The sequence below is a fragment of the Cronobacter sp. JZ38 genome (assembly GCF_008932145.1).
Taxonomy (GTDB): Bacteria; Pseudomonadota; Gammaproteobacteria; order Enterobacterales; family Enterobacteriaceae; genus Cronobacter; species Cronobacter muytjensii.
Genome location: NZ_CP017662.1, coordinates 1,553,896 through 1,578,672 on the forward strand (window position 1 = coordinate 1,553,896; position 24,777 = coordinate 1,578,672).

Below are 24,777 nucleotides of genomic sequence, written 5' to 3' on the forward strand. Positions count from 1 at the left end.
ATAACTCCATGAAAAAAATCATTGTCGGCATTTCCGGCGCCAGCGGCGCGATTTATGGCATTCGGCTGTTGCAAACGCTGCAGACGGTGCCGGAGGTGGAAACCCACCTCATCATGAGCCAGGCCGCGCGTCAGACGCTGGCGCTGGAGACGGACATGACCGTACGCGATGTTCAGGCGCTGGCCGATGTGAACCACGACGCGCGCGATATCGCCGCCAGCGTCTCTTCCGGCTCGTTCAAAACCGACGGGATGATTATCCTGCCGTGCTCCATCAAAACGCTTTCTGGCATTGTGAACAGCTATACCGACGGCCTGCTGACGCGCGCGGCGGATGTCGTGCTGAAAGAGCGCCGCAGGCTGGTGCTGTGCGTGCGCGAAACGCCGCTGCATCTCGGTCACTTACGCCTGATGACCCAGGCGGCGGAGCTGGGTGCTGTGATCATGCCGCCGATGCCCGCGTTTTATCATCGCCCGCAGACGCTGGATGAGGTGATTAACCAGACGGTCAATCGCGCGCTCGATCAGCTTGATATCACGCTGCCCGCCGATCTCTTTACCCGCTGGCCTGGCGCGTAACGCGCGCCACGATGAGGCAAAGCGGAGCGCTGCGCTTCATTATGGGGCAATTCTGCAAGCGCGATCATATCCTCGACATTTAATCCCGCCTTTTACGATTTCACGCTCAGCGTCTGCTGCGCGGAGTGCTATCTTTCATTCACACAACCTGATTGCAACCATTTTTTAACAATTCATGCCGGTTCCGGCAGCGCCTAAAACTGGCATGGGAAGTGCAAAGCCTGATTGCAACACACAACGCAACAGATAATAAAATCAGAAAACTTGAGGGTAATGTATGAAGAAGAAGGTGCTCGCGTTCTCCTTGCTGCTTGGCCTTTCCACCAGCGCCAGCGTATTCGCCGCGCTTCCCCAGACCGTTCGCATTGGCACTGACGCCACCTACGCGCCGTTCTCCTCAAAAGACGCTAAAGGCGAGTTTGTCGGGTTTGATATCGATCTCGGCAACGAGATGTGTAAACGCATGCAGGTGAAATGCACCTGGGTCGGCAGCGATTTCGACTCGCTGATCCCATCGCTGAAAGCGAAAAAAATCGACGCGATTATCTCTTCGCTCTCTATCACCGATAAGCGCCAGAAAGAAATTGCGTTTTCCGAGAAACTCTACGCGGCGGATTCCCGCCTGATCGCCGCCAAAGGCGCGACCATTCAGCCGACCATCGACTCGCTGAAAGGCAAACATGTGGGCGTGCTGCAAGGCTCCACGCAGGAAGCCTACGCTAATGAGAAGTGGCGTGCGAAGGGCGTGGATGTGGTGGCGTACCAGAACCAGGATCTGATCTACTCCGATCTGGCGGCGGGCCGTCTTGACGCCGCCTTGCAGGATGAAGTGGCCGCAAGTGAAGGGTTTCTGAAACAGCCTGCCGGCAAAGAGTACGCGTTCGCGGGGCCGTCAGTTAAAGATAAAAATTATTTTGGCGACGGCACGGGCGTGGGCCTGCGCAAAGATGACGCCGAGCTGAAAGCCGCGTTTGATAAAGCCTTCAACGAGATCCGCAAAGACGGCACTTACGACAAGATGGCGAAGAAATATTTCGACTTTAACGTTTACGGCGACTGATTGCCCGTCAGGCGTTCGTCCGCTGGCGGCCATTGTGGTGCGCGGTCAGCGGACGTGACGCAAAATGGTGCAACTTATGCACCATAAAAGGGCAAAGACGCATTTCTACGCACGAATAATGAAAATAAATCTATCTCAGCACGCATAAAGTTTTGATTACGAGGCGGCAGTAATGGCACGATAGGTGCAGTTTTTCCGCCTGACACTTTATTATGCGCGTCTGATGAGGATAGTTATGAAAAAACGGCTGTTAGCATTTTCTCTGGGGCTGGCTCTCTCCAGCATTTCTGGCGCTTTCGCAGCAATTCCGCAGCATTTACGTATCGGCACCGATCCGACCTACGCGCCCTTTGAATCGAAAAACGCGCAGGGCGAACTGGTCGGTTTTGATATCGATCTGGCCAAAGAGCTGTGCAAACGCATCCAGACGCAATGTTCCTTCGTTGAACAGCCGCTCGACGCGCTGATCCCGTCTCTCAAAGCGAAGAAAATCGATGCGATCATGTCCTCGCTGTCGATTACCGAAAAGCGCCAGCAGGAGATAGCGTTCACCGACAAACTCTACGCTGCCGACTCCCGCCTGGTGGTCGCTAAAGGCTCGGCTATCCAGCCGACGCTTGAGGCGTTAAAAGGCAAACGCGTAGGCGTGTTGCAGGGTACGACGCAGGAAACGTACGGCAACGTCCACTGGGCGCCGAAGGGCGTCGAGATTGTCTCCTACCAGGGACAGGACAATATTTACTCTGACCTGACCGCCGGGCGCATCGACGCCGCGTTTCAGGATGAAGTGGCCGCCAGCGAAGGCTTCCTGAAACAGCCGGTGGGCAAGGGTTACCAGTTTGGCGGCCCGTCGATTAAAGATGAAAAACTCTTTGGCGTCGGCACCGGCATGGGCATCCGCAAAGATGATAACGAGCTGCGCCTGGCGCTGAACAAGGCGTTTGCAGAGATGCGCGCCGACGGCACCTACGAAAAACTCGCCAAAAAGTATTTTGATTTCAACGTTTACGGCGGCTAACCCGCACGGGTCAGCGCGGCGCCCTGCGGGGCGCCGGTCGGTCGTGCGCACGCTGAGTACAGGATAAGGCACCATGCTGTATGGGTTTTCACAGGTAATACTCCAGGGGGCGCTCGTCACCCTTGAGCTGGCGCTCAGCGCTGTTGTCCTCTCGGTGGCGATTGGTCTGGTCGGCGCAGGGGCAAAGCTCTCACGCCACCGTCCGCTGGCGCTGATTTTCGAAGCGTACACCACGCTGATTCGAGGCGTGCCCGATCTGGTGCTGATGCTGCTGATTTTCTACGGCCTGCAGATCGCGCTCAACAGCGTGACCGACGCGCTGGGGTTCAGCCAGTTTGATATCGACCCGATGGTCGCAGGCATTATCACGCTCGGTTTTATCTATGGCGCTTATTTTACTGAAACCTTCCGTGGGGCGTTTCTCGCCGTGCCGCGAGGCCATATCGAGGCGGCGACCGCGTTTGGCTTTACCGGCGCGCAAACCTTCCGCCGTATTCTGTTCCCGTCAATGATGCGCTTCGCGTTGCCGGGCATCGGCAATAACTGGCAGGTGATTTTAAAAGCCACCGCGCTGGTGTCGCTGCTGGGGCTGGAAGATGTGGTCAAGGCGACGCAGCTTGCCGGCAAAAGCACCTGGCAGCCGTTTTACTTCGCGATCGTCTGCGGGCTGATTTATCTGGGGTTTACCACGCTCTCTAACGGCGTTCTGTTGCTGCTTGAGCGCCGCTATTCCGTCGGTGTGAAGAGGGCTGACCTGTGATTGAGATTATTCAGGAGTACTGGAAATCCCTGCTCTGGACCGACGGCTATCGCTTTACGGGCGTGGCGATTACGCTCTGGCTGCTTATCGCCTCGGTGGTGATGGGCGGCGTGCTGGCGCTGTTCCTGGCGATTGGCCGCGTGTCGGAAAATAAAGTGGTCTGGTTCCCCATCTGGCTCTTTACGTACGTGTTTCGCGGCACGCCGCTTTACGTGCAGCTGCTGGTGTTTTACTCCGGCATGTACACGCTGGAAGTGGTGAAAGGCACACAACTGCTGAATGAGTTTTTCCGCAGCGGGCTGAACTGCACCGTGCTGGCGCTGACGCTCAACACCTGCGCCTACACCACCGAGATTTTCGCGGGCGCCATTCGCGCGGTGCCGCATGGCGAGATTGAGGCGGCGCGCGCGTACGGCTTTTCGCGCTTTAAAATGTATCGCTGCATTATTCTGCCGTCGGCGCTGCGTATCGCGCTGCCTGCATACAGCAACGAAGTGATCCTGATGCTGCACTCCACGGCGCTGGCGTTTACCGCCACCGTGCCCGATCTGCTGAAAATCGCCCGCGACATCAACTCCGCCACCTATCAGCCGTTTACGGCGTTCGGCATCGCGGCGGTGCTCTACCTGATTATCTCTTACGTGCTCATAAGCCTGTTCCGCAAGGCGGAAAAACGCTGGCTACGGCACCTGAAACCGGCTTCAACGCACTGAGTGGCTACGCATGTCTGAAAATAAATTAAACGTTACCGATCTGCACAAGCGCTACGGCGAACATGAAGTGCTCAAGGGCGTCTCGCTGAAGGCGAACGCCGGGGATGTTATTAGCATTATCGGCTCCTCCGGCTCCGGTAAAAGCACTTTCCTGCGCTGCATTAACTTTCTGGAAAAGCCGAGCGAAGGCACTATCGTGGTGAATAACCAGAACATCACGCTGGTGCGCGACAAAGACGGCCAGCTCAAGGTGGCGGATAAAAACCAGCTGCGCCTGTTGCGCACGCGCCTGACGATGGTGTTCCAGCATTTCAACCTGTGGAGCCATATGACGGTCCTGGAAAACGTCATGGAAGCGCCGGTTCAGGTGCTCGGCTTAAGCAAACAGGATGCGCGTGAACGGGCGGTGAAATACCTCGCCAAAGTCGGCATCGATGAGCGCGCGCAGGGGAAATATCCGGTGCATCTCTCCGGCGGCCAGCAGCAGCGTGTGTCCATTGCCCGCGCGCTGGCGATGGAGCCGGATGTGCTGCTGTTTGACGAGCCAACCTCCGCGCTCGACCCGGAGCTGGTGGGCGAAGTGCTGCGCATCATGCAAAAGCTCGCGGAAGAGGGCAAAACGATGGTGGTGGTGACGCACGAAATGGAATTTGCCCGTCACGTCTCGTCACACGTGATTTTCCTGCATCAGGGCAAAATCGAAGAAGAAGGGCCGCCGGACGCGCTCTTCAACAATCCGCAAAGCCCGCGCCTGCAACAGTTTCTGAAAGGATCGCTGAAGTAACCGCGACAGTCCTTCACACACCGGCAGGGAGGCCGGTTTACGCTCACGCCTCTGTTAACACCAGCCCCATCTCATCCGCCAGCCGGTAAATCTCAATCAGAGCGCCCTCCAGCAGCGGCAAGCTCTCATTGAGTGTGAGCGGCACAGCGGAGAGGCGATCGCCAAACAGCATCAGCGCTTTGCCGCCGTGCTGGCGCGACGGCCAGCTGATGCCATGCAGATGCGGATTCGCGTAATAGATAGCGGCAGCCCACTGGCGGGTCTGCGGGTAGTGCAGCGGCGAACTGGCAGTAAGCGCCGCCTGGGTAACGCCCCAGCGGCGCAGAAGCGTCGGGGTAAGGCTTACCAGAGAAAGCGTGCCGCCCGGCGTTAACGTGCTGATGCAGAGCCCCGCAGCCTTGCGGAGATCGAAGCTGACGCCAAGTGAGCCCGTCGGCACGTCGTGAAACAGCGACTCCATAATCGCGACCTCCGCCCCCACGCCGCCATAGAGCGTGGGAATAGCGCTGCCGTCGGCGCGTCGCAGCGGGCTGAAGCGCGCATTGCCAATGCCAGGGTTAAAGGCATCGCCCGCGAACTGGTCACTGTGGACGCGAATTATCCGCTTCCCTGCGGGCCATACCGTGACGCGCGGCACCTGCATATCGGCAGGCGGCGCAGGCAGGCGTTCTTCCGTGATATCAACCATGCACCGGACCCTTCGCCTCCACGTCGGCGGCGTCCAGCACCGCCTGCGGATCGGTCTTCAGCCGGTCTTTGGGCTTGTCGCCTCCAAGCCAGGCGTTGGGCGAGTGGAACCAGAGCGCGATGGCCCAGGGCGTCTTCTCACGAAACCGCGCCAGAATAGGTTTTAGCGACGGCAGCGGCTGGCCGCCTTCATCAAACGCCCAGGCGGGGTAGCGGTCTTTGCCGTTCACTGGCAGGGCGAAAACTTTGCCCGCCTGCTTCCAGCGGTTCGCCGTCGCGCTCGGGTTCTTCAGCGCGGCGCCCGCGGCCATGCTGACTTCGCCTGCGGAGAGCCAGCGGCCTTCTTCAAGCACGGTCTGTCGCAATGCGTCGAGCCGCTCGCGGTTACGGGCCTGTAGCGGCGCTATCTCAGCCGCGCCCTGACCGGCGCGCTTCATCTGCGACACCGCCGTGACGGCGCTGACGATAGCCAGCCGGATATCATTATCCAGCGTCTCTTCGTCAACCTCGTCCGGCAATTTCAGCATCAGATAGCGCCCGGCGTCTTCGCCCGGAATATCGGAAAGCTGAATGCGCCCCCACGGCGCGGGTGATTCCTGAAGGGATGTCACCAGATGCCCGACATCGACAAACTCGACGCTGACCTCCGGCGGGTACTCTTTTAGCCTGGCGTGGCGTGTACGGGAAACCATAGCGCCCTCGTGATATAAATGATATTCGTGATATTGATTATAACTTGACCAGAAAGGGAAATGCCAGTGGGGAGTGGCGCGGCGTGATGAAACGTTCTGCGGGCAGCCTGCCTGCCCGCAAAAGGCGCTTAACGCGCCCGGCTGACGATGTCCTTTAACGCCTCTTCTAAATCGAACCAGCGAAAGCCGAAGCCAGATTCTTCAAGGCGTTTGGGTAGCGCGCGCTGGCCTCCCAGCACCAGCACGGCGGATTCGCCCATCAGCAGACGCACGGCGGTCGCGGGCGCGCGCATAAAAGCCGGACGCCGCAGCGCGTGGCCCAGCGTGTGGGCGAAACGCTCGTTGCGCGCCGGGTAGGGCGACACCATATTAAACGGCCCGCGCAGGTCGTTATCCAGCAGCCAGATAATGGCATTCACCATGTCGTCAATATGGATCCAGGCGAGATACTGGCGGCCATTGCCTACAGGCCCGCCCAGCCCGAAGCGAAACAGCGGCAGCAGTTTGCCCATCATGCCGCCATCGGGCGCCAGCACCGCGCCGGTACGCAGCAGGCACACGCGCGTGCGCTCGCTTTGCGCGCCTTCGGCTATCTGCTCCCAGCGGGCGCACAGTTTATGGGTAAATTCGCTGTGCGGCGGCTCATCTTCGTTCACCACCACCTCGCCGAGATCGCCGTAATAACCCACGGCGGAGCCGGAAAGAAACACCGCGGGCGGTTTACTGCCCGCCGCCATCAGCGCCACCAGCTGTTGGGTTATCTGCCAGCGGCTCTGGCACAGACGCTCTTTCTGCGTTGCCGTCCAGCGTTTGTCGGCGATGGGCTCGCCCGCCAGGTTGATGACCGCGTCGAAAGCGTCAAGGTTGCTGAAGATATCCAGCCCCGGTGCAAGCACCACGCCAGCGTCGAGGCGCGCGCGGGCGTGGTCCGGATTGCGGGTGACGACCGTGACATGATGGCCCAGCGCCAGCAGGCGCGACGTTAACGTGCGGCCAATCAGACCGGTGCCGCCGGTTACCAGTATTTGCATAAGTGCCTCCTGCGTGCGTTGAGCGCCGCCAGCTTAAGGGGATGACTACCGAACCGGCAAGCGCAGCGCGTGAAGTTTGTCGGTTTCTCCTTCAGCATAGGCGACCCGGCGGCGAACGCCCGGGACGCTGGGCGCATCCTTACTTTATTTTTCCTGTAAAGAGAAGCGCTTATTTCCCATGCGCAGGGTAGCAGCGCATCAGCTCAGAGCGTGCTGGCAAGCTGATAAGCGCGTTCGGTCGCCGGACGGTTTTTGATGCGCTCATACCAGTTACTGACCGCCGGGAAGTTATCAAGATCGATGCGCTGGCGCTCATGGGAGACCACCCAGGGATAGGTGGCGATATCCGCGATGCTGTAGCGCTCGCCACCCAGCCACGGACATTTTTCCAGACGCTTATTGAGTACGCCGTAGAGGCGCTGGGTTTCCACCTGATAGCGCTCAATAGCGTACGGCACCGCCTGCGGCGCAAAGTGGTTGAAGTGATGATTCTGGCCGAGCATCGGCCCGAAACCGGCAACCTGCCAGAAGAGCCACTGCAATGTAATCTGACGCTCGCGCAGTTCGCCGCTCAGGAGCTTGCCGCTCTTTTCCGCGAGGTAGAGCAGAATCGCGCCCGACTCAAACAGGCTCAGCGGCGCGCCCCCGTCGACGGGGGCATGGTCAATAATGGCCGGGATTTTATTGTTCGGGGCGATGGCGAGAAACTCTGGCTTAAACTGCTCGCCCTTGCTGATGTCAACGCGGTGGAGGCGATACTCCAGTCCGGCCTCTTCAAGAAACAGCGTGACTTTATGGCCGTTAGGCGTCGGGGCGTAGTAGAGATCCAGCATGACAGCGTCCTTTATGAGGGGGGCGGCGTGCTCAAAGTATAGGCGGTTTGCTACAGAATGCGGCGAGCCCCGATTTTCGGCAGCATGACAGAAAAGGGATTTCGGTATAGTTTTAGCTATCCTCCATCAGAGATGAGAATGACGATGTCCCAGCCCGCTATTACGCTTTGGTCAGATGCCCAGTTTTTTAGCCCTTACGTCATGTCCGTCTGGGTGGCGTTGCAGGAAAAAGGGTTACAGTTTCAGTTGCAAACCCGTGATTTATCACGCGGCGAACACCATCAGGCAGACTGGCAGGGGTTCGCCTTAACGCGCCGGGTACCGGTGCTGGTGATTGACGATGTCGTGCTAAGCGAATCCTCAGCGATTACGGAGTATCTGGAAGAGCGTTTCGCGCCGCCGGTCTGGGAGCGGCTCTATCCGCATGACATCGAAAAACGCGCCCGCGCCCGCCAGGTGCAGGCGTGGCTGCGAAGCGATCTGGGCGCGCTCAGGGCCGAACGTCCGACCGATGTGATTTTCGGCGGGGCTCGCTATGCGCCGCTGAGCGCTGATGGTCAGGCGGCGGCGGATAAGCTTATCGACTGCGCGCAGGCGCTGCTGACGCACGGACAGCAAAATCTGTTTGGTGAATGGTCGCTTGCGGATACCGATCTGGCTCTTATGATTAACCGCCTGGTGATGCATGGCGACCCGGTGCCGGAGACGCTGGCGGAGTATGCGACGTTCCAGTGGCAGCGCGCCTCGGTGCAGCGTTATATCGCACTTTCTGCCAGGCGTTCGGGCTGATAAGCCTTGCGCGATCCGTTATCATGCGTGCACCACAATTTTCATTCGGAAGGTGAGTAATGAAGCTGATGTTCGCTTCGGATATTCACGGCTCGCTGCCCGCCACAGAGCTTCTGCTGGCGCGCTTTGCGGACAGCGACGCCCGCTGGCTGGTTTTGCTGGGTGATTTCTTAAATCACGGGCCGCGCAACCCGCTGCCAGAGGGCTATAACCCTGGCGAAGTGGCGAAACGGCTCAATATGGTGGCTGACCGCATTATCGCGGTGCGCGGCAACTGCGACAGCGAAGTCGATCAGATGCTGCTGGAATTCCCGATAACCGCCCCCTGGCAGCAGGTCTTGCTGGCGAAACAGCGGCTCTTTTTGACGCACGGTCATCTTTACAGCCCGGAAAATCTACCGCCGCTGGCCGCAGGCGACGTGCTGGTCTATGGTCATACGCATATTCCCGTCGCGGCGCGCAAAGGCGAGCACATTCACTTTAATCCCGGCTCCGTCAGCATGCCAAAAGGCGGCTATCCGGCGAGCTATGGGTTCCTTGGCGGCGACACGCTGAGCGTAATAACCCTCGAGACCTCGCAGGTTATTGCACAGACAACGATTTCCCCTTAATTTACCGAACAACCAGAACGCGCCGTAAGAGCGCTTATTGAAGAAGGTTTCCTGATGGTGGAGCAAAATCATTTGGCAGGCATGGAGTGGGTGGACATTGTCAGCGAAGACAATGAAGTGATTGCGCAGTCCAGTCGTGCGCAGATGCGCGCCGAGCGCCTGCGTCATCGCGCGACCTACATCGTGGTGCATGATGGCATGGGCAAAATTCTGGTGCAGCGCCGTACCGATATCAAAGACTTTATGCCGGGTATGCTCGACGCCACCGCAGGCGGCGTGGTGCAGGCGGGCGAAGCGCTGCTGGAGAGCGCGCGTCGCGAGGCGGAGGAGGAACTTGGCATCGCGGGCGTACCTTTCGCCGAGCACGGCCAGTTTTATTTCGAGGATGAACACTGCCGCGTCTGGGGCGGGCTGTTCAGCTGCGTCTCTCACGGTCCATTCGCGCTACAGGAGAGCGAAATCAGCGAAGTGTGCTGGATGGAGCCTGAGGAGATCACCGCGCGCTGCGATGAGTTCACTCCGGATACGTTAAAAGCGCTGTCGCTGTGGCTGAGCCGTAACGCAGGCCAGGAGAGCAGCAAAGAGAGAGAGCAGGAAGAGAAAAACACCACGCTCAGCTAACGGCGTAGCCCCGCGACGTTCAGTCACGTGCGCGGGGCGGCCTGGTTCATTCAGCTTTTCAGGCGCAGCAGCCGCTGTCGCAAAGCGCCCGCCATAATGTATCAAACCCTACAGCTTTAAATTCAGCGGAACGCGCCGGTTCGCGTGTGGCGAAATCCATCGTCGTCTGCGCCAGCGCGAAGAAGATCTCATCGCCGAAGGCGCGGAACTCTGGTGAGCGAAATACCGGCGAAATACACTTCTCACAGAGTTCGTGCAACTCCGGGTAGATATCCGTCACGCGTTTTTCGCTCTCCTCGGTAATGCGGCTGCTGACTTCCAGCTTGCGCACCGCCAGATTGGCCGCAGGCCTGGTCAGGCCCCAGTCGATAAAGCTGTTCCAGACGTGACGGGTGTTTTCTTTGTGATCGCCATTGATATCCAGCTTGCCTATCATCGAACGACAGAAGTCCTGTTTCAGGTGCACATAGAGCGCGTTGTACAGTTCGTCCTTCGAGGCGAAATAGCGAAACAGTGTGCCTTCAGCCACGCCTGCCTTGCGGGCTATTAGCGCGGTGGACGCGCCAAGGCCGGCCTCGGCGATAGCGTCGGTGGCGGCTTCCAGAATCGCCATTTTTTTATCTTCACTGCGGGGACGCGCCACGGGCTTTTCTCTCCTGTCAAAAGGGCAGATTGAATCACGACTCGCCGATCCGCTGCAAGGCCCCGGATCACACGGCAAAAACGGGGTTGACGAATCAACGCGCATTCCTATAATGAGTGTTTACTCACTCATTATCAAGTTTCGCCGGCCAGTTTTTCACTGCGCCGCATGCCGGTCTCTTGCGCCGGGAAAATGAGCGGGGCGCTTACGCGAACCGGGCTTCAGGGCAGGCGAACGCCTGAAATATCATTGCTATCACCACGACTGGAGGGATTCTATGGAACTTCCCGCTCAGGTTATTGAAACGCTGACTGACTGGATTGATGACAACCTTCACAAGCCATTGCGCATAGACGATATCGCGCGTCACGCGGGCTATTCCAAATGGCATCTGCAACGGCTGTTCCATCACCATAAAGGGGAGAGTATCGGGCGCTATATTCGCGAGAAAAAGCTGCGGCTGGCGGCGCAGGACTTGCGTGCCACCAACGACCGCGTACTGGATATTTCCATGAAATACGGTTTCGACTCGCAGCAAACCTTTACCCGGCTTTTTACCCGTAAGTTTCAGATGTCGCCGGGCACCTGGCGCAAACAGGGCGGGACGCCAGTAAACCATTGCTGAGCCGCGGTTTGCATAGCGCAAGAAATTCCCCGACAATGCGCTTTTGAACAGACCGAAAGCCTCTCATGAAGCATCCTCTTGAAACGCTAATCACCGCTGGCGGCATCCTGCTGCTGGCGTTTCTCTCCTGCCTGCTGCTGCCGGCCCCGAGACTTACGCTGACCCTGGCCCAGAGCCTGATGACGAGATTTCATCTGGTGGATCTTAACCAGCTTTATACCATTATTTTCTGCATCTGGTTTTTACTGCTCGGCACGGTGGAGTATTACGTGATTCGCTTTGTGTGGCGGCGCTGGTTTTCGCTGGAGCACTAAGAAGCGGGGCGTTTAAACCATAAAAAAGGCCGCATCGCGCGGCCTTTTGCTTATCAGCGGTGAATTACTGCTGGGTCGCCTGAATCGCGGTCAGGGCGATGGTGTAGACGATATCGTCAACCAGCGCGCCACGGGACAGGTCGTTAACCGGTTTGCGCATACCCTGCAGCATCGGCCCGATGGAGATCAGGTCGGCAGAGCGCTGTACCGCTTTGTACGTGGTGTTGCCGGTGTTCAGATCCGGGAAGATGAACACGGTGGCGCGGCCAGCAACCGGGGAGTTCGGCGCTTTGGATTTCGCGACGTCAGCCATGACCGCAGCGTCGTACTGCAGCGGGCCGTCGATCACCAGATCCGGGCGTTTTTCCTGCGCCAGTTTGGTCGCTTCACGTACTTTTTCCACGTCGCTGCCCGCACCGGAGTTGCCGGTAGAGTAGGAGAGCATCGCTACGCGCGGCTCAATACCGAAAGCGGCTGCGGAATCGGCGGACTGAATCGCGATTTCGGCCAGCTGTTCAGCGGTCGGATCCGGGTTGATCGCGCAGTCGCCGTAAACGTAAACCTGTTCAGGCAGCAGCATGAAGAACACGGAGGACACCAGCGAGCTGTTCGGCGCGGTTTTGATGATTTGCAGCGGCGGACGAATGGTGTTGGCGGTGGTGTGAACCGCGCCGGAAACCAGACCGTCGACTTCGTCCTGCTCCAGCATCAGCGTGCCGAGCACCACGTTGTCTTCCAGCTGCTCGCGGGCGACCGCTTCGGTCATGCCTTTGTTTTTACGCAGCTCAACCAGACGCGCTACGTAGCTCTCACGCACCACTTCCGGGTCGACGATTTCAATGCCTGCGCCCAGCTCTACGCCCTGGGCTGCCGCAACGCGTGCAATCTCATCCGGGTTGCCCAGCAGTACGCAGGTCGCGATGCCGCGCTCGGCGCAGATTGCTGCCGCTTTGACGGTACGCGGCTCGTCGCCTTCCGGCAACACGACGCGTTTGCCTGCTTTGCGCGCAAGCTCGGTCAGCTGGTAGCGGAACGCCGGCGGGGAGAGACGACGGCTGCGCTCGGAAGTGGCGGTCAGTGAGTCGATCCACTCTGCGCTGACGTGACTTGCCACATATTCCTGCACTTTTTCGATACGCTCGTGGTCGTCTGCCGGCACTTCAAGGTTGAAGCTCTGCAGGCTGAGCGAGGTCTGCCAGGTGTTGGTGTTGACCATAAATACCGGCAGGCCGGTGGCGAAAGCGCGCTCGCACAGCTTGTTGATGCGCTCGTCCATTTCATAACCGCCAGTCAGCAGGATAGCGCCGATCTCCACACCGTTCATGGCGGCGAGGCAGGCGGCGACCAGCACATCCGGACGATCCGCGGAGGTCACCAGCAGGGAGCCCGGACGGAAGTGTTCCAGCATGTGCGGAATGCTGCGCGCGCAGAAGGTGACAGACTTCACGCGGCGGGTTTTGATATCGCCTTCGTTAACGATGGTCGCGTTCAGGTGGCGAGCCATATCGATAGCGCGGGTGGCAATCAGATCAAAGCTCCACGGCACCGCGCCCAGCACCGGGAGCGGGCTGACAGTTTGCAGATGCTGCGCGTCGATGTTGACGACTTTCGCTTTGGTGGAGTCGTCGAAAATCTCGGAGAGATCCGGGCGCGTACGGCCCTGTTCATCAACCGGCGCGTTCAGCTTGTTGACGATAACGCCAGTGATATTGGCGTTTTTGCTACCGCCGAAGCTGCTGCGGGTCAGCTCGATACGCTCTTTCAGCTGCTCCGGCGTGTCGGTGCCCTGAGACATTACAAACACGATTTCCGCGTTCAGAGTCTTGGCGATTTCATAGTTCAGCGACTGGGCGAACTGATGCTTGCGGGTCGGCACCAGGCCTTCCACCAGCACCACTTCGGCGTCTTTAGTGTTTTCATGGAAGCGAGCAATGATCTCTTCCATCAGCACGTCTTTCTGGTTGCTGGAGAGCAGTGACTCGACGTGGCTCATGCGCAGCGGCTCGGCCGCCGGCAGGTTGGTGTTGGCACGTACGATAGTCGTAGTCTGATCCGGAGTATCGCCGCCGGCGCGCGGTTGGGCGATAGGTTTGAAGACGCTCAGACGAACGCCTTTACGTTCCATAGCGCGGATCACGCCGAGGCTGACGCTGGTCAGGCCGACGCTGGTTCCGGTTGGAATAAGCATAATAATACGGGACACGGTTTATCCTCTTTTTGTTGCAGCCAGCCGCGCGGCTGGCACCACATAAAACAACACCGCCAGCGCAGGCTGGCGATGAGGGATCAGGCGGTCAGGCGGCAGGCGTCCTGCGCGATAACCAGTTCTTCGTTGGTCGGAATGACCATCGCGAGGGTGGTGCCTTCTTTGTTGATGAAGCCGGATTTGCCGAAACGCGCGGCCAGGTTGCGCTCGTGGTCAACCTCGAAGCCCAGCACGCCCAGCTTGCCGAGGGAGAGTTCGCGAACCATCGCGGCGTTCTCGCCGATGCCGCCCGTAAAGACGACCGCATCCAGACGACCTTCCATCAGCGCGGTGTAGGAGCCGATGTATTTGGCCAGACGATGGCAGTACACGTCCATTGCACGCTTCGCGTCTTCTTTGGTTGCGTAGTTGTCTTCAACATAACGGCAGTCGCTGGTGACTTCAGTCAGACCCAGCAGGCCCGATTCTTTGGTCAGCAGCTTGTTGATGTCATCAACGCTCATGCCCAGAGCATCGTGCAGGTGGAAGACGATGGCGGGGTCGATGTCGCCGGAGCGGGTGCCCATTACCAGACCTTCCAGCGGGGTGAGACCCATAGAGGTGTCAACGCATTTACCGTTGCGGATTGCGGAAACAGAACCGCCGTTGCCCAGGTGGCACGTGATGATGTTCACTTCGTCCACCGGCTTGTTCAGCATTTTTGCGGCTTCCTGCGTCACATAGAAGTGGCTGGTGCCGTGCGCGCCGTAGCGACGAATGCCGTGTTCTTTATACAGTTTGTACGGCAGGGCGTAGAGGTAAGACTCTTCCGGCATGGTCTGGTGGAACGCGGTGTCGAACACGGCCACGTTTTTATCTGCCAGGTTCGGGAAGGATTTCAGCGCTTCAGCGATACCGATCAGGTGGGCCGGGTTATGCAGCGGCGCAAAAGAGGCAGAATCTTTGATGCCCTGAATAACAGACTCATCAATGACTACGGAACTGGTATACTTCTCGCCACCATGCACGATACGATGACCAATCGCGGTCAGTTGGGCAGACAGCTCCGGTTTTTGTGCCAGAATAGTATTAACGATGAAGTTCAGCGCTTCGCTGTGAGCCGCACCGGCGCCAAGCGCCGCTTCTTGTTTGCCGCCGTCCATTTTCCATTTGATACGCGCTTCAGGAAGATGGAAACATTCGGCCAGACCGGACAGGTACTCGTCACCGTTGAGAGCATCGATGATGGCAAATTTCAGTGAGGAGCTACCGCAGTTGAGAACCAGTACTAACTTACTCGACATGGAAGTACCTATTAGTGATACGTGGCTAAAAAAACGTCAGTGAGTCTCTCAGCGTAGCGTAAGATGACGCCGACATTTATGATTAACGTCATAGCGAAGGGAGATTCTGCTGTGACGAAGAAATAAACAGAGTTTACGCCATTCTGCGCAAATTTCCGGCGCGAATGACGGCCTTAAAGATTTGACAGCGCGGGCTTTGCCTTCTACGCCATCGCAGGCGGGCACAGGATAACTGATTGCAGCTGGCATTGACAAAATATTTTGAACGTTGTCATAGAGAGTTGTTATCTTGCAGAAAAATTTTATTTTTTATTAATGAAGTTGAGGTAAGGCCATGTCGACACCTGAAAATCGCCCCGTGAGCTTTTTTAGCCTGTTTCGTCGTGGGCAACACTATGCGAAGACCTGGCCGATTGATAAGCGCCTGGCTCCGGTCTTTGTCGAAAACCGGGTGATCCGCGCCACGCGCTTCGCTATCCGTGTGATGCCGCCCGTCGCCGTGTTTACCCTGTGCTGGCAAATTGCGCTCGGCGGCCAGCTTGGGCCCGCCGTCGCCACTGCGCTGTTCGCGCTGAGTATGCCGATGCAGGGCCTGTGGTGGCTTGGCAAGCGCTCCGTCACGCCGCTGCCGCCAGGCACGTTGAGCTGGTTTTATGAAGTGCGCACCAAATTACAGGAGGCGGGGCAGGCGCTGGCACCCGTTGAAGGCAAGCCCGATTACCAGGCGCTGGCTGACACCCTGAAACGTGCGTTTAAGCAACTTGATAAAACTTTTCTTGATGACTTGTAATTGATCAAAAGACGTATGGGCAAAAGAAGGCAGAGTAGGGAGCAGTATCCCACTTTGATCGGGCTTCGCCTGTAACAGGAGCACACCATGGAAATGACCCATGCCCAGCGTCTTATTCTCTCCAACCAGTACAAAATGATGACCCTGCTCGATCCGGACAATGGCGAGCGCTACCGCCGCCTGCAAACCATCATCGAGCGCGGCTACGGTTTACAGATGCGCGAACTCGACCGCGATTTCGGCGAGCTGAGCGAAGAGACCTGCCGCACCGTTATCGACATCATGGAGATGTATCACGCCCTCCAGGTCTCCAGAGCCAACATGAAAGACAACCACACGATTGATGAACGTCGCGTGACGTTTCTGGGCTTTGATGCCGCTACCGAAGCGCGTTTCCTCGGCTACGTGCGGTTCCTGGTTAACACGGAAGGGCGCTATACCCATTTCGACGCCGGCACGCACGGCTTCAACGCGCAAACCCCAATGTGGGAAAAATACCTGCGGATGCTGAAAGTGTGGCAGGCCTGCCCGCGCCAGTACCACCTGTGCGCCAACGAAATTATGCAGATTATTAACGCCTGACGGGAGAAGGCTGTGGAATGTAAAGGGTTTTTGTTCGATCTGGACGGTACGCTGGTGGACTCTCTGCCTGCGGTAGAGCGCGCCTGGTGCCACTGGGCGGATCGCTTCGGCATCGCGCACGACGAGGTGCTGGGCTTTATTCATGGCAAACAGGCGATCACCTCGCTGCGCCATTTTATGGACGGGCACAGCGAAGACGAGATCATGGCAGAGTTTCGCCGCCTGGAGCAGATTGAGGCCAGCGATACCGAGGGCATCGTCGCGCTGCCGGGCGCGCTCGCGCTCCTTAATTACCTGAACGACGCCCGCATTCCCTGGGCCATTGTCACCTCCGGCTCCATGCCGGTCGCCTCTGCGCGTCGGAGCGCAACGGGCCTGCCGGAGCCAGAAGTGTTTGTTACCGCAGAGCGCGTAAAGCGCGGCAAACCGGAGCCGGACGCCTATCTGCTCGGCGCTGAATTGCTGGGCCTGGCGCCTCATGAATGTGCGGTTGTGGAAGATGCCCCGGCAGGTATTCTTTCAGGCCTGGCGGCGGGCTGTCCGGTGATTGCCGCTAACCCGCCTGCCAACACGCCGCGTCTTGACGAGGCGGCGCTGGTCGCCAAAACCCTTAACGAACTGGCGCTGGAAAAAGGCGCTGACGGCTGGGTGCGCGTAACGCAAAAGCCGTAACGACGCCCCCGTTTCTGGCGCGACGGCGCCACCTTTCTGATACGGCGGGTTTCCCGCCGTTTTCATTGGCGAAGCCGTGATAACAACAAAAGGATACGTTGTGAATGGTGAATTAATCTGGGTGTTGACCCTGCTTGGCGCGGCGGTGTTGCTGTTCGCCACGGGGAAAATCCGCATGGATGCCGTAGCGCTTTTGGTCATTGTCGCGTTTATCCTGAGCGGCACATTGACCATTAATGAAGCCTTTGCGGGCTTCAGCGATCCGAACGTGATTCTTATCGCCGCGCTGTTCGTTATCGGCGACGGTCTGGTGCGCACCGGGGTGGCCACCAGGATGGGCGCCTGGCTGGTGCAGATGGCGGGCAGCAGCGAAACCCGGATGCTGGTGCTGTTAATGTTAACGGTCGCCGGTCTTGGCGCGTTTATGAGTTCCACCGGCGTGGTGGCGATATTTATTCCCGTCGTGATAAGCGTCTGCGCGCGGATGAAAATCGCGCCGTCGCGCCTGATGATGCCGTTAAGCTTCGCCGGACTTATCAGCGGCATGATGACGCTGGTGGCGACGCCGCCCAATCTGGTCGTCAACAGCGAGCTGCTGCGCGAAGGGCACGCCGGGTTTGGCTTTTTCAGCGTGACGCCCGTGGGGCTCGCCATTCTGGCGCTGGGCATTGTCTATATGCTGCTGGTGCGCTTTATGCTGGGCTCAGGCGAGGGCCGCGACAAACCGCAGGCCTGGAGCCGTCGCACGTTTCGTGATTTTATCCGCGATTATCACCTTACCGGCCGCGCGCGCCGTCTGGCGATCCGCCCCGGCTCGCCCCTTATCGGCCACCGGCTGGATGATTTACAACTGCGCGAGCATTACGGCGCCAACGTGATTGGCGTTGAACGCTGGCGCCGCTTTCGCCGCGTGATTGTGGATGTTAACGGCGTGACGGAGTTTCGCGCGCGGGATGTCCTGCTGATAGACATGTCCGCCTCGGATATGGATTTGCGCCAGTTTTGCAGCGAGCAGCAGCTGGAGCCGATGATCCTGCGCGGCGACTATTTTTCCGATCAGGCGTTAGATGTGGGCATGGCGGAGCTGTCGCTGACGCCGGAAGGCGAGATGGTGGGGAAAACGGTGCGCGAAATACATTTTCGCAGCCGCTACGGGCTCAATGTCGTCGGCATCAAACGCGAGGGCAAAGCGCTGCCAGGGGCGGTGGTGAACGAGCCATTACAGCTTGGCGATCTGCTGCTGGTGGTAGGGCCCTGGAAGCTTATCAGCCAGCTCGGGCAGAAGTGCCGCGACGTAGTGGTGCTGAATCTGCCGGTAGAGGAGAGCGACGCGTCGCCCGCCCACAGCCAGGCGCCGCACGCGATTTTCTGCCTCGCGCTGATGGTGGCGATGATGCTGACCGACGAGATCCCAAACCCGGTCGCCGCGATTATCGCCTGTCTGCTGATGGGAAAATTTCGCTGTATCAACCCGGACAGTGCCTGGAAAGCGATCCACTGGCCGAGCATTATTCTTATCGTCGGTATGATGCCCTTTGCGCAGGCATTACAGAAAACCGGTGGGGTTGCGCTTATCGTTGACGGGCTGATGCGCGTCAGCGGCGGTTATGGCCCCTATGTGATGCTGGGCTGTCTGTTTGTGATGTGCGCCGCGATCGGTCTGTTCATTTCCAATACCGCGACGGCGGTGCTGATGGCGCCCATCGCGCTGGCCGCCGCCAATACGATGGGCGTGTCGCCGTATCCCTTCGCGATGGGCGTAGCGATGGCGGCATCGGCCGCGTTTATGACGCCAGTGTCGTCGCCCGTAAACACTCTGGTGCTTGGGCCGGGGAATTACCGCTTCAGCGATTTTGTCAAAACCGGCGTGCCGTTTACGCTTATCGTGATGGTGGTCTGCGTGCTCTTAATTCCGGTACTCTTCCCGTTCTGACGCGTCAGAGCGGGGAGTCCTGACTGATTTCATCTAATGACAGATGAAAGCTTGGGACAAACACCTGCATGAAATAATCCATCTCTGCGCTGTGCCGCTGCGCCAGCGTTTTCTCAAGGCGGCTTTTGGCGAGCAGAAATTCATTGTTGCCCGCCGAAAGTTCCTCCAGGCATTTCAGGTACGCGCACAGGGCGTCCGCCTGCTTAACCAGCGACTTCTCATCCTCGGTATAGTGGTGCTCATCAAGCAGCGGCGCGAAGATGTCCTGTAACTCTTCCGGCACCATTTCAATCAGCTTCTGCTGGGCGATTTTCTCGATAGCTTTATATTCATGGGCTATCTGGGAATTGAAATATTTCACTGGTGTCGGCAGATCGCCCGTTAACACTTCGCTGGCATCGTGGTACATCGCCAGCAGCGCAATACGCTCTGGATTAACTTTGCCCTGAAATTTACGGTTTTTGATCGCGGCAAGCGCATGAGCGACCATCGCCACCTGCAGACTATGTTCAGAGACATTTTCAGTGCGCACATTGCGCATTAATGGCCAGCGATTAATTAACTTCAGGCGGGAAAGGTAGGCAAAAAAATGACTCTGACTCATAAAGATCCCTTGTCTGTGACTGCGACAAAAAACCATTGTGAGGGGAGAGGGGGGAAGATGCAAATCTCCCCCCGCAAGGATTACTGATGATAGCCGGAAAGAAAGCGGCCCAGCTTGTTAATGGCGAGATCGAGCTCATCAATACGTGGCAGAGTCACGATACGAACGTGATCCGGCCACGGCCAGTTAAAGGCGGTGCCCTGAACCAGCAGCACTTTTTCCTGGAGCAGGAAATCCAGCACCATTTTCTGATCGTCGTGAATGTTAAATCGCTTTGCGTCAATTTTCGGGAACATATAGAGGGCGCCGCGCGGTTTTACACAGCTCACGCCCGGGATCTCGTTAATCAGTTCCCAGGCGCGGTTGCGCTGCTCATAGAGCCGACCGCCGGGCACGATAAACTCGCTAATGCTCTGGTAGCCGCCGAGCGCTGTCTGAATGGCGTGCTGCGCCGGCACATTAGCGCACAGACGCATTGAGGCGAGCATCTCCAGCCCTTCGATATAGCCTTTCGCGTGTTTTTTCGGCCCGTTCAACACCATCCAGCCCTGACGGAAACCCGCGACGCGGTAAGTTTTGGAAAGGCCATTGAACGTGACGGTAAGAAGATCGGGTGCCAGCGCCGCGATCGAGTGATGCTCGGCGTCGTCATAGAGGATCTTGTCGTAAATTTCGTCGGCAAAGATTATCAGATTATGCTGGCGCGCAATCTCAACGATATCCAGCAGCAGTTCTTTTGAATAGACCGCGCCGGTCGGGTTGTTCGGATTAATGATAACAATCCCGCGGGTGCGCGGAGTGATTTTGGCGCGGATATCGTCAAGATCCGGGAACCAGTCGGAGGACTCGTCGCACAGATAATGCACCGCTTTGCCGCCGGAGAGGGACACCGCTGCCGTCCAGAGCGGGTAGTCGGGCGCAGGAACCAGCATTTCGTCGCCCGTGTTCAGCAGCGCCTGCATCGCCTGCACGATAAGCTCCGAGACGCCGTTGCCGATATAGATATCTTCTACCGTGACGTCGCGCATGTCGCGCGCCTGGTAGTGCTGCATGATAGCTTTACGTGCCGTGTAAAGCCCTTTGGAGTCACAATAGCCCTGCGCGGTAGGCAGGTTACGGATAACGTCCACCAGAATTTCATCGGGGGCGTCAAAACCAAACGGGGCCGGATTGCCGATATTCAGCTTAAGAACTTTTTGGCCTTCTTCTTCAATGCGTTTGGCCTCTTTAAGCACCGGGCCGCGGATGTCGTAACAGACATTGTCGAGCTTGCTGGATTTTTCTATGGGCGACATAACGTCAGAACCTTACTTGTTTTGCGCTTCCTGCCATGGAAGCCGATGGCGGACAATTTACTCCTCCCGTCCGCGCTTTTAAAGCCTCGTGGGTAAGAGAGTGGTAACCCTGCCTTTCCCGGTCTCTGGTGTTATGTTTCTTATAAATGACTTTGGTTTTTATAAAATATTGTAAAATGAAGTGAGGTGTGTTTTTTGTGCTGGTATAAGTTTTGGCTATGGTTGATGTCACCACAGGCGCGAATGCGCAATCTTAGCCAGTTAATTAATTCAGCCGCTATCAATTTTGCTCGCCAAAATAGAGACGCTTTATCTACACTGCTGATGATAAAAATGCGGGGTTGATAACGTAGCTTGTAACGAGCTTGTTATATGAACAGCGCGAGAAATAATGAATTATTAAATAATATTAATTATTGGTTTTGCCGATGTCTGTAATAGAGTTACGAAAATTTAGAATCCCCCAGGCATGTATAAGTAAAATCGTATTGAGTCTTAAAAAAAGAACAGATTTACGATATTATAAGCCTCCTGGCGCAAGACGTTTCGCCAGCGCAGCCAGGCCGGAAAGCGCCTCCCCGGCAAGTGGTTGTTTCTATAGTCATTCAGGACACAAGTCAGGCATAGTTATATACTCTTCTTTTTCTTTTGTCAGAGTATGTTAAGGTCGCAGAGCCGTTACTTTTCGCCTTAGCCAACGTAGCCAGATTTTTAATTCAAATCATGGGGTCAATGTGCAAAATATTTGACGTTAAGGCACAGCGGCAGCAGAAAAAAACGCCCTTTTACTGTTTTAATAACCAGGGGTTTGAATTAGAAAAGCGCATGGCGGTCTTCCGACGCGGGTTGTGTTAGCCCGGAAGCATGCTTCAAAAGGAATTGCTTTCTTTCCTTTACACATAGCAACAGACGGTATCCGCCGCGTGCGGTTACCTGAAAGTGATAACAATATGATTAACGCAAATCGTCCGATCTTAAACCTCGACCTCGATCTGCTGAGAACGTTTGTCGCAGTCGCCGATCTGAATACGTTTGCCGCCGCGGCAGCAGCGGTATGCCGTACGCAATCGGCCGTCAGCCAGCAGATGCAGCGCCTGGAGCAGCTGGTCGGTAAAGAGCTGTTTGCCCGTCATGGGCGTAATAAGCTGTTAACCGAACATGGCATCCAGTTGCTGGGTTACGCACGAAAAATTTTGCGCTTCAACGATGAAGCATGCACTTCGCTAATGTATAGCAACCTGCAGGGCGTCCTGACCATTGGCGCTTCTGACGAATCGGCGGATACCATCCTGCCGTATCTTCTCAATCGTATCAGCTCGGTCTATCCGAAACTGGCGATTGATGTGCGTGTTAAACGCAATCCGTACATTATTGAAATGCTCAATCAGCAGGAGATAGACCTGGTCGTCACCACGCATCAGCCAGAGAATCTGGATTCACTGGTGCTACGCACGTCGCCTACGCTGTGGTATTGCGCGGCGGATTATACGCTGCATAAAAATGAAGCGGTGCCGCTGGTGGTTCTGGATGAGCCGAGCCCGTATCGTGACGTGATTATCGAGCAGCTCAACGCGGCAAATGTGCCGTGGCGTATCTCTTACGTCGCATCCACATTGCCTGCGGTGCGCGCCGCCGTGAAAGCGGGGCTTGGCATTACCGCGCGCCCGGTGGAGATGATGAGCCCGGAACTGCGCGTACTGGGCACTTCAGACGGCCTGCCTGCGCTGCCGGAAACGCAGTACATGTTGTGTCGCAACACCAGCAGCAAGAACGACATGGCGGAGATTATCTTCCAGGCCATGGAGAGCCACTATCAACCGTGGCGCTATACTGCGACGCTTGAAGGCGGTGATGATACGCTGCTGGTGCAGGGCGATCTGGAATAATATTTGCTGCAAATGTTTCATTGATGTTAATAAAGCCTCTGATGATCGTAAGGTTATCAGAGGCTTTTTTTATACATTTCTGTAGGCTAAGTGCCTGTAATTAACTAAAATTGAAACTGTATTTCACCGCTTTTTCACCCTCTTTCAAGCCATTCCATACGCTTTTCACCAGCAGAAAATTTCACTTTTGATGTTAAAAAGTGAGCAATTTTGTTGCTGTTTTTTCTGGTCAATTAACAAAAGCGTGTCGCAGATCAAGAAAATACTCCCGACGAGGGGGAGGAATAGTTGAGATTTCCTGCCAAAATAAGGGGTGTTTATGTCCCCTCACTGTTAACGGACACGATTCACCCGCCGGGCTCCGTGGTCTGATACGCGGCTCACAGGACGCTAAAAGCATCAAATGTTAATGGGCTTGGGGAGATGTAAACTAATGTTAGGTTTCTTTTGTTAAAGTTGACAAAAGGTTATAGAAAGGAGTAAAAAACCCCATCAATTTGCTGCCTAAGTAATAATTCCGGCAGTTATTGTACGGTTGATTGTTCCTCCCCTTGAATCGATGTGGCGTTCATCTGCCAGCAAGAGCAGAGGCTTTAGCGCCACTTTTGATGAGTAAGCAATGAGTATGTCAACATCCACTGAAGTTATCGCTCATCACTGGGCGTTCGGTATCTTTCTTATTGTTGCCATTGGCCTGTGTTGTCTGATGCTGGTCGGCGCCTGGTTCCTCGGCGGTCGCGCCCGCGCCAGGTACAAAAACACCCCGTTCGAATCGGGGATCGACTCGGTTGGCACCGCCCGCTTACGACTTTCCGCGAAGTTCTACCTGGTAGCGATGTTTTTCGTCATCTTCGACGTCGAAGCCCTCTATCTCTTCGCCTGGTCAACATCAGTCCGTGAAGTCGGCTGGCTCGGCTTTATCGAGGCCGCAATTTTCATTTTAGTGCTACTGGCTGGTCTGGTTTATCTGGTGCGCATCGGCGCGCTGGAGTGGACGCCTTCGCGTTCCCGTCGCGAGCGTGTGAACACCGAAGAAGCTGGCAGTCTCACTAATCGTCATACGCAGTAACAGCGAGGCAATAAGATGGACTATACGCTCACCCGCATAGATCCCGACGGTGAGAATGACCGTTACCCCCTGCAAAAACAGGAGATTGTGACTGATCCTCTGGAACAGCATGTACACCGCAGCGTCTACATGGGCAAGCTCGAACATGCCCTGCATGACATGGTGAACTGGGGGCGTAAAAACTCCCTTTGGCCTTATAACTTTGGCCTTTCCTGCTGCTACGTGGAAATGGTGACGTCGTTCACCGCCGTCCATGACGTTGCGCGTTTTGGCGCGGAAGTACTCCGTGCTTCCCCGCGTCAGGCCGATTTCATGGTGGTCGCCGGTACGCCGTTTACCAAAATGGCACCGGTTATCCAGCGTTTGTATGATCAGATGCTGGAGCCAAAATGGGTCATTTCCATGGGCGCGTGTGCGAACTCCGGCGGTATGTACGATATTTATTCCGTCGTGCAGGGTGTGGATAAATTCCTGCCCGTGGATGTTTACATCCCGGGCTGCCCGCCGCGCCCTGAAGCGTACATGCAGGCGTTGATGCTGCTGCAGGAGTCGATTGGCAAAGAGCGCCGTCCGCTGTCATGGGTGGTTGGCGATCAGGGCGTTTATCGCGCCAACATGCAGTCAGAGCGTGAGCGTAAACGCGGCGAACGTATCGCAGTCACCAACCTGCGTACACCGGACGAAATTTAATTTGCGCC

At 56.9% G+C, this 24,777-nt stretch carries 27 protein-coding genes; 18 read left to right on the forward strand and 9 right to left on the reverse strand.

What is annotated here, in order from left to right; genetic code table 11:
- Positions 1-8: 8 nt before the first annotated feature.
- The 6 genes from BJP61_RS07360 to hisP all read left to right on the forward strand — a co-directional run bounded on the left by BJP61_RS07360 (position 9) and on the right by hisP (position 4,913).
- Positions 9-578 (forward strand): UbiX family flavin prenyltransferase, encoded by a 570-nt coding sequence (locus BJP61_RS07360; protein WP_038861534.1) that lies wholly within the window; start codon positions 9-11, stop codon positions 576-578.
- A gap of 277 nt (positions 579-855) precedes the next feature.
- The gene (gene argT / locus BJP61_RS07365; RefSeq protein ID WP_038861535.1) at positions 856-1,638 is read left to right on the forward strand and encodes a lysine/arginine/ornithine ABC transporter substrate-binding protein ArgT; all 783 of its coding nucleotides are present in this window, start codon (positions 856-858) and stop codon (positions 1,636-1,638) included.
- A 235-nt stretch (positions 1,639-1,873) separates the two neighbouring features.
- Positions 1,874-2,656: a histidine ABC transporter substrate-binding protein HisJ gene (hisJ, locus tag BJP61_RS07370; protein ID WP_075194098.1), complete on the forward strand. Its 783-nt coding sequence runs from the start codon at positions 1,874-1,876 to the stop codon at positions 2,654-2,656.
- A gap of 73 nt (positions 2,657-2,729) precedes the next feature.
- Entirely contained in the window at positions 2,730-3,416 is a 687-nt protein-coding gene (locus tag BJP61_RS07375) for a histidine ABC transporter permease HisQ (protein ID WP_171998069.1), read from the forward strand.
- Positions 3,413-4,129, forward strand: a complete 717-nt coding sequence (locus BJP61_RS07380; protein ID WP_038861539.1) for an ABC transporter permease — start codon at positions 3,413-3,415, stop codon at positions 4,127-4,129. Before BJP61_RS07375 ends, BJP61_RS07380 begins: the two co-directional genes overlap by 4 nt.
- Positions 4,130-4,139: 10 nt before the next feature.
- Complete coding sequence (gene hisP / locus BJP61_RS07385) at positions 4,140-4,913, forward strand: histidine ABC transporter ATP-binding protein HisP (RefSeq protein WP_004386652.1); 774 nt, start codon at positions 4,140-4,142, stop codon at positions 4,911-4,913.
- A gap of 43 nt (positions 4,914-4,956) precedes the next feature.
- Here the strand turns inward: hisP and BJP61_RS07390 are convergent, their stop codons facing one another.
- From BJP61_RS07390 to yfcG, 4 genes are all read right to left on the reverse strand, one after another.
- Positions 4,957-5,601 (reverse strand): RES family NAD+ phosphorylase, encoded by a 645-nt coding sequence (locus BJP61_RS07390; protein ID WP_171998070.1) that lies wholly within the window; start codon positions 5,599-5,601, stop codon positions 4,957-4,959.
- Positions 5,594-6,292: an antitoxin Xre/MbcA/ParS toxin-binding domain-containing protein gene (locus BJP61_RS07395; RefSeq protein WP_171998071.1), complete on the reverse strand. Its 699-nt coding sequence runs from the start codon at positions 6,290-6,292 to the stop codon at positions 5,594-5,596. The genes BJP61_RS07390 and BJP61_RS07395 overlap by 8 nt, the downstream gene beginning before the upstream one ends.
- A gap of 128 nt (positions 6,293-6,420) precedes the next feature.
- Positions 6,421-7,323, reverse strand: coding sequence for a TIGR01777 family oxidoreductase (locus tag BJP61_RS07400; RefSeq protein WP_038861542.1), 903 nt, complete (start codon positions 7,321-7,323; stop codon positions 6,421-6,423).
- Positions 7,324-7,526: 203 nt separating this feature from the next.
- Complete coding sequence (gene yfcG / locus BJP61_RS07405; protein WP_161579824.1) at positions 7,527-8,156, reverse strand: GSH-dependent disulfide bond oxidoreductase; 630 nt, start codon at positions 8,154-8,156, stop codon at positions 7,527-7,529.
- A gap of 144 nt (positions 8,157-8,300) precedes the next feature.
- Here yfcG and yfcF point away from each other — a divergent pair, with 144 nt between their 5' ends.
- From yfcF to yfcD, 3 genes are read left to right on the forward strand one after another with little or no spacing between them, the layout of a single operon-like run.
- Complete coding sequence (yfcF, locus tag BJP61_RS07410) at positions 8,301-8,945, forward strand: glutathione transferase (protein ID WP_038861546.1); 645 nt, start codon at positions 8,301-8,303, stop codon at positions 8,943-8,945.
- Positions 8,946-9,004: 59 nt separating this feature from the next.
- Complete coding sequence (yfcE, locus tag BJP61_RS07415; protein WP_171998072.1) at positions 9,005-9,556, forward strand: phosphodiesterase; 552 nt, start codon at positions 9,005-9,007, stop codon at positions 9,554-9,556.
- A 54-nt stretch (positions 9,557-9,610) separates the two neighbouring features.
- Positions 9,611-10,177: an NUDIX hydrolase YfcD gene (gene yfcD, locus BJP61_RS07420; RefSeq protein ID WP_038861552.1), complete on the forward strand. Its 567-nt coding sequence runs from the start codon at positions 9,611-9,613 to the stop codon at positions 10,175-10,177.
- 58 nt (positions 10,178-10,235) lie between these two features.
- Here the strand turns inward: yfcD and BJP61_RS07425 are convergent, their stop codons facing one another.
- Positions 10,236-10,820 (reverse strand): TetR/AcrR family transcriptional regulator, encoded by a 585-nt coding sequence (locus BJP61_RS07425; protein WP_038861553.1) that lies wholly within the window; start codon positions 10,818-10,820, stop codon positions 10,236-10,238.
- 277 nt (positions 10,821-11,097) lie between these two features.
- Between BJP61_RS07425 and BJP61_RS07430 the strand changes: the two genes are divergently transcribed.
- Both BJP61_RS07430 and BJP61_RS07435 read left to right on the forward strand, forming a co-directional pair.
- On the forward strand, positions 11,098-11,445 hold the full coding sequence (locus BJP61_RS07430; RefSeq protein WP_038861555.1) for a RamA family antibiotic efflux transcriptional regulator: 348 nt from the start codon (positions 11,098-11,100) through the stop codon (positions 11,443-11,445).
- 65 nt (positions 11,446-11,510) lie between these two features.
- The gene (locus BJP61_RS07435) at positions 11,511-11,759 is read left to right on the forward strand and encodes a DUF1158 domain-containing protein (protein WP_171998073.1); all 249 of its coding nucleotides are present in this window, start codon (positions 11,511-11,513) and stop codon (positions 11,757-11,759) included.
- A 64-nt stretch (positions 11,760-11,823) separates the two neighbouring features.
- On the opposite strand, the gene pta is transcribed toward BJP61_RS07435, so the two are convergent.
- Positions 11,824-13,962: a phosphate acetyltransferase gene (pta, locus tag BJP61_RS07440; protein WP_038861563.1), complete on the reverse strand. Its 2,139-nt coding sequence runs from the start codon at positions 13,960-13,962 to the stop codon at positions 11,824-11,826.
- 83 nt (positions 13,963-14,045) lie between these two features.
- Complete coding sequence (ackA, locus tag BJP61_RS07445) at positions 14,046-15,248, reverse strand: acetate kinase (protein ID WP_038861566.1); 1,203 nt, start codon at positions 15,246-15,248, stop codon at positions 14,046-14,048.
- A gap of 334 nt (positions 15,249-15,582) precedes the next feature.
- Here ackA and yfbV point away from each other — a divergent pair, with 334 nt between their 5' ends.
- From yfbV to BJP61_RS07465, 4 genes are all read left to right on the forward strand, one after another.
- Positions 15,583-16,038, forward strand: a complete 456-nt coding sequence (yfbV, locus tag BJP61_RS07450; RefSeq protein WP_038861571.1) for a terminus macrodomain insulation protein YfbV — start codon at positions 15,583-15,585, stop codon at positions 16,036-16,038.
- 87 nt (positions 16,039-16,125) lie between these two features.
- Positions 16,126-16,620 carry a YfbU family protein gene (locus BJP61_RS07455; protein WP_038861573.1) on the forward strand — a complete coding sequence of 165 codons (495 nt, stop codon included), beginning with the start codon at positions 16,126-16,128 and terminating at the stop codon, positions 16,618-16,620.
- A 12-nt stretch (positions 16,621-16,632) separates the two neighbouring features.
- A complete protein-coding gene (locus BJP61_RS07460) occupies positions 16,633-17,292 on the forward strand; it encodes a sugar phosphatase (protein ID WP_171998074.1) in 660 nt (219 codons plus the stop codon).
- 100 nt (positions 17,293-17,392) lie between these two features.
- A complete protein-coding gene (locus BJP61_RS07465; RefSeq protein ID WP_171998075.1) occupies positions 17,393-19,225 on the forward strand; it encodes an SLC13 family permease in 1,833 nt (610 codons plus the stop codon).
- Between the two features lie 4 nt (positions 19,226-19,229).
- Here the strand turns inward: BJP61_RS07465 and yfbR are convergent, their stop codons facing one another.
- Together yfbR and alaA are read right to left on the reverse strand one after the other, a co-directional pair.
- A complete protein-coding gene (gene yfbR / locus BJP61_RS07470; RefSeq protein ID WP_038861578.1) occupies positions 19,230-19,829 on the reverse strand; it encodes a 5'-deoxynucleotidase in 600 nt (199 codons plus the stop codon).
- Between the two features lie 80 nt (positions 19,830-19,909).
- Positions 19,910-21,124 (reverse strand): alanine transaminase AlaA, encoded by a 1,215-nt coding sequence (gene alaA / locus BJP61_RS07475; protein ID WP_038861580.1) that lies wholly within the window; start codon positions 21,122-21,124, stop codon positions 19,910-19,912.
- 950 nt (positions 21,125-22,074) lie between these two features.
- Here alaA and lrhA point away from each other — a divergent pair.
- The 3 genes from lrhA to BJP61_RS07490 all read left to right on the forward strand — a co-directional run bounded on the left by lrhA (position 22,075) and on the right by BJP61_RS07490 (position 24,769).
- Positions 22,075-23,010: a transcriptional regulator LrhA gene (gene lrhA, locus BJP61_RS07480; RefSeq protein WP_038861581.1), complete on the forward strand. Its 936-nt coding sequence runs from the start codon at positions 22,075-22,077 to the stop codon at positions 23,008-23,010.
- 619 nt (positions 23,011-23,629) lie between these two features.
- Complete coding sequence (gene nuoA, locus BJP61_RS07485) at positions 23,630-24,079, forward strand: NADH-quinone oxidoreductase subunit NuoA (protein ID WP_007716026.1); 450 nt, start codon at positions 23,630-23,632, stop codon at positions 24,077-24,079.
- A gap of 15 nt (positions 24,080-24,094) precedes the next feature.
- The gene (locus BJP61_RS07490) at positions 24,095-24,769 is read left to right on the forward strand and encodes an NADH-quinone oxidoreductase subunit B (RefSeq protein ID WP_004388648.1); all 675 of its coding nucleotides are present in this window, start codon (positions 24,095-24,097) and stop codon (positions 24,767-24,769) included.
- The last annotated feature ends 8 nt before the right edge of the window (positions 24,770-24,777 follow it).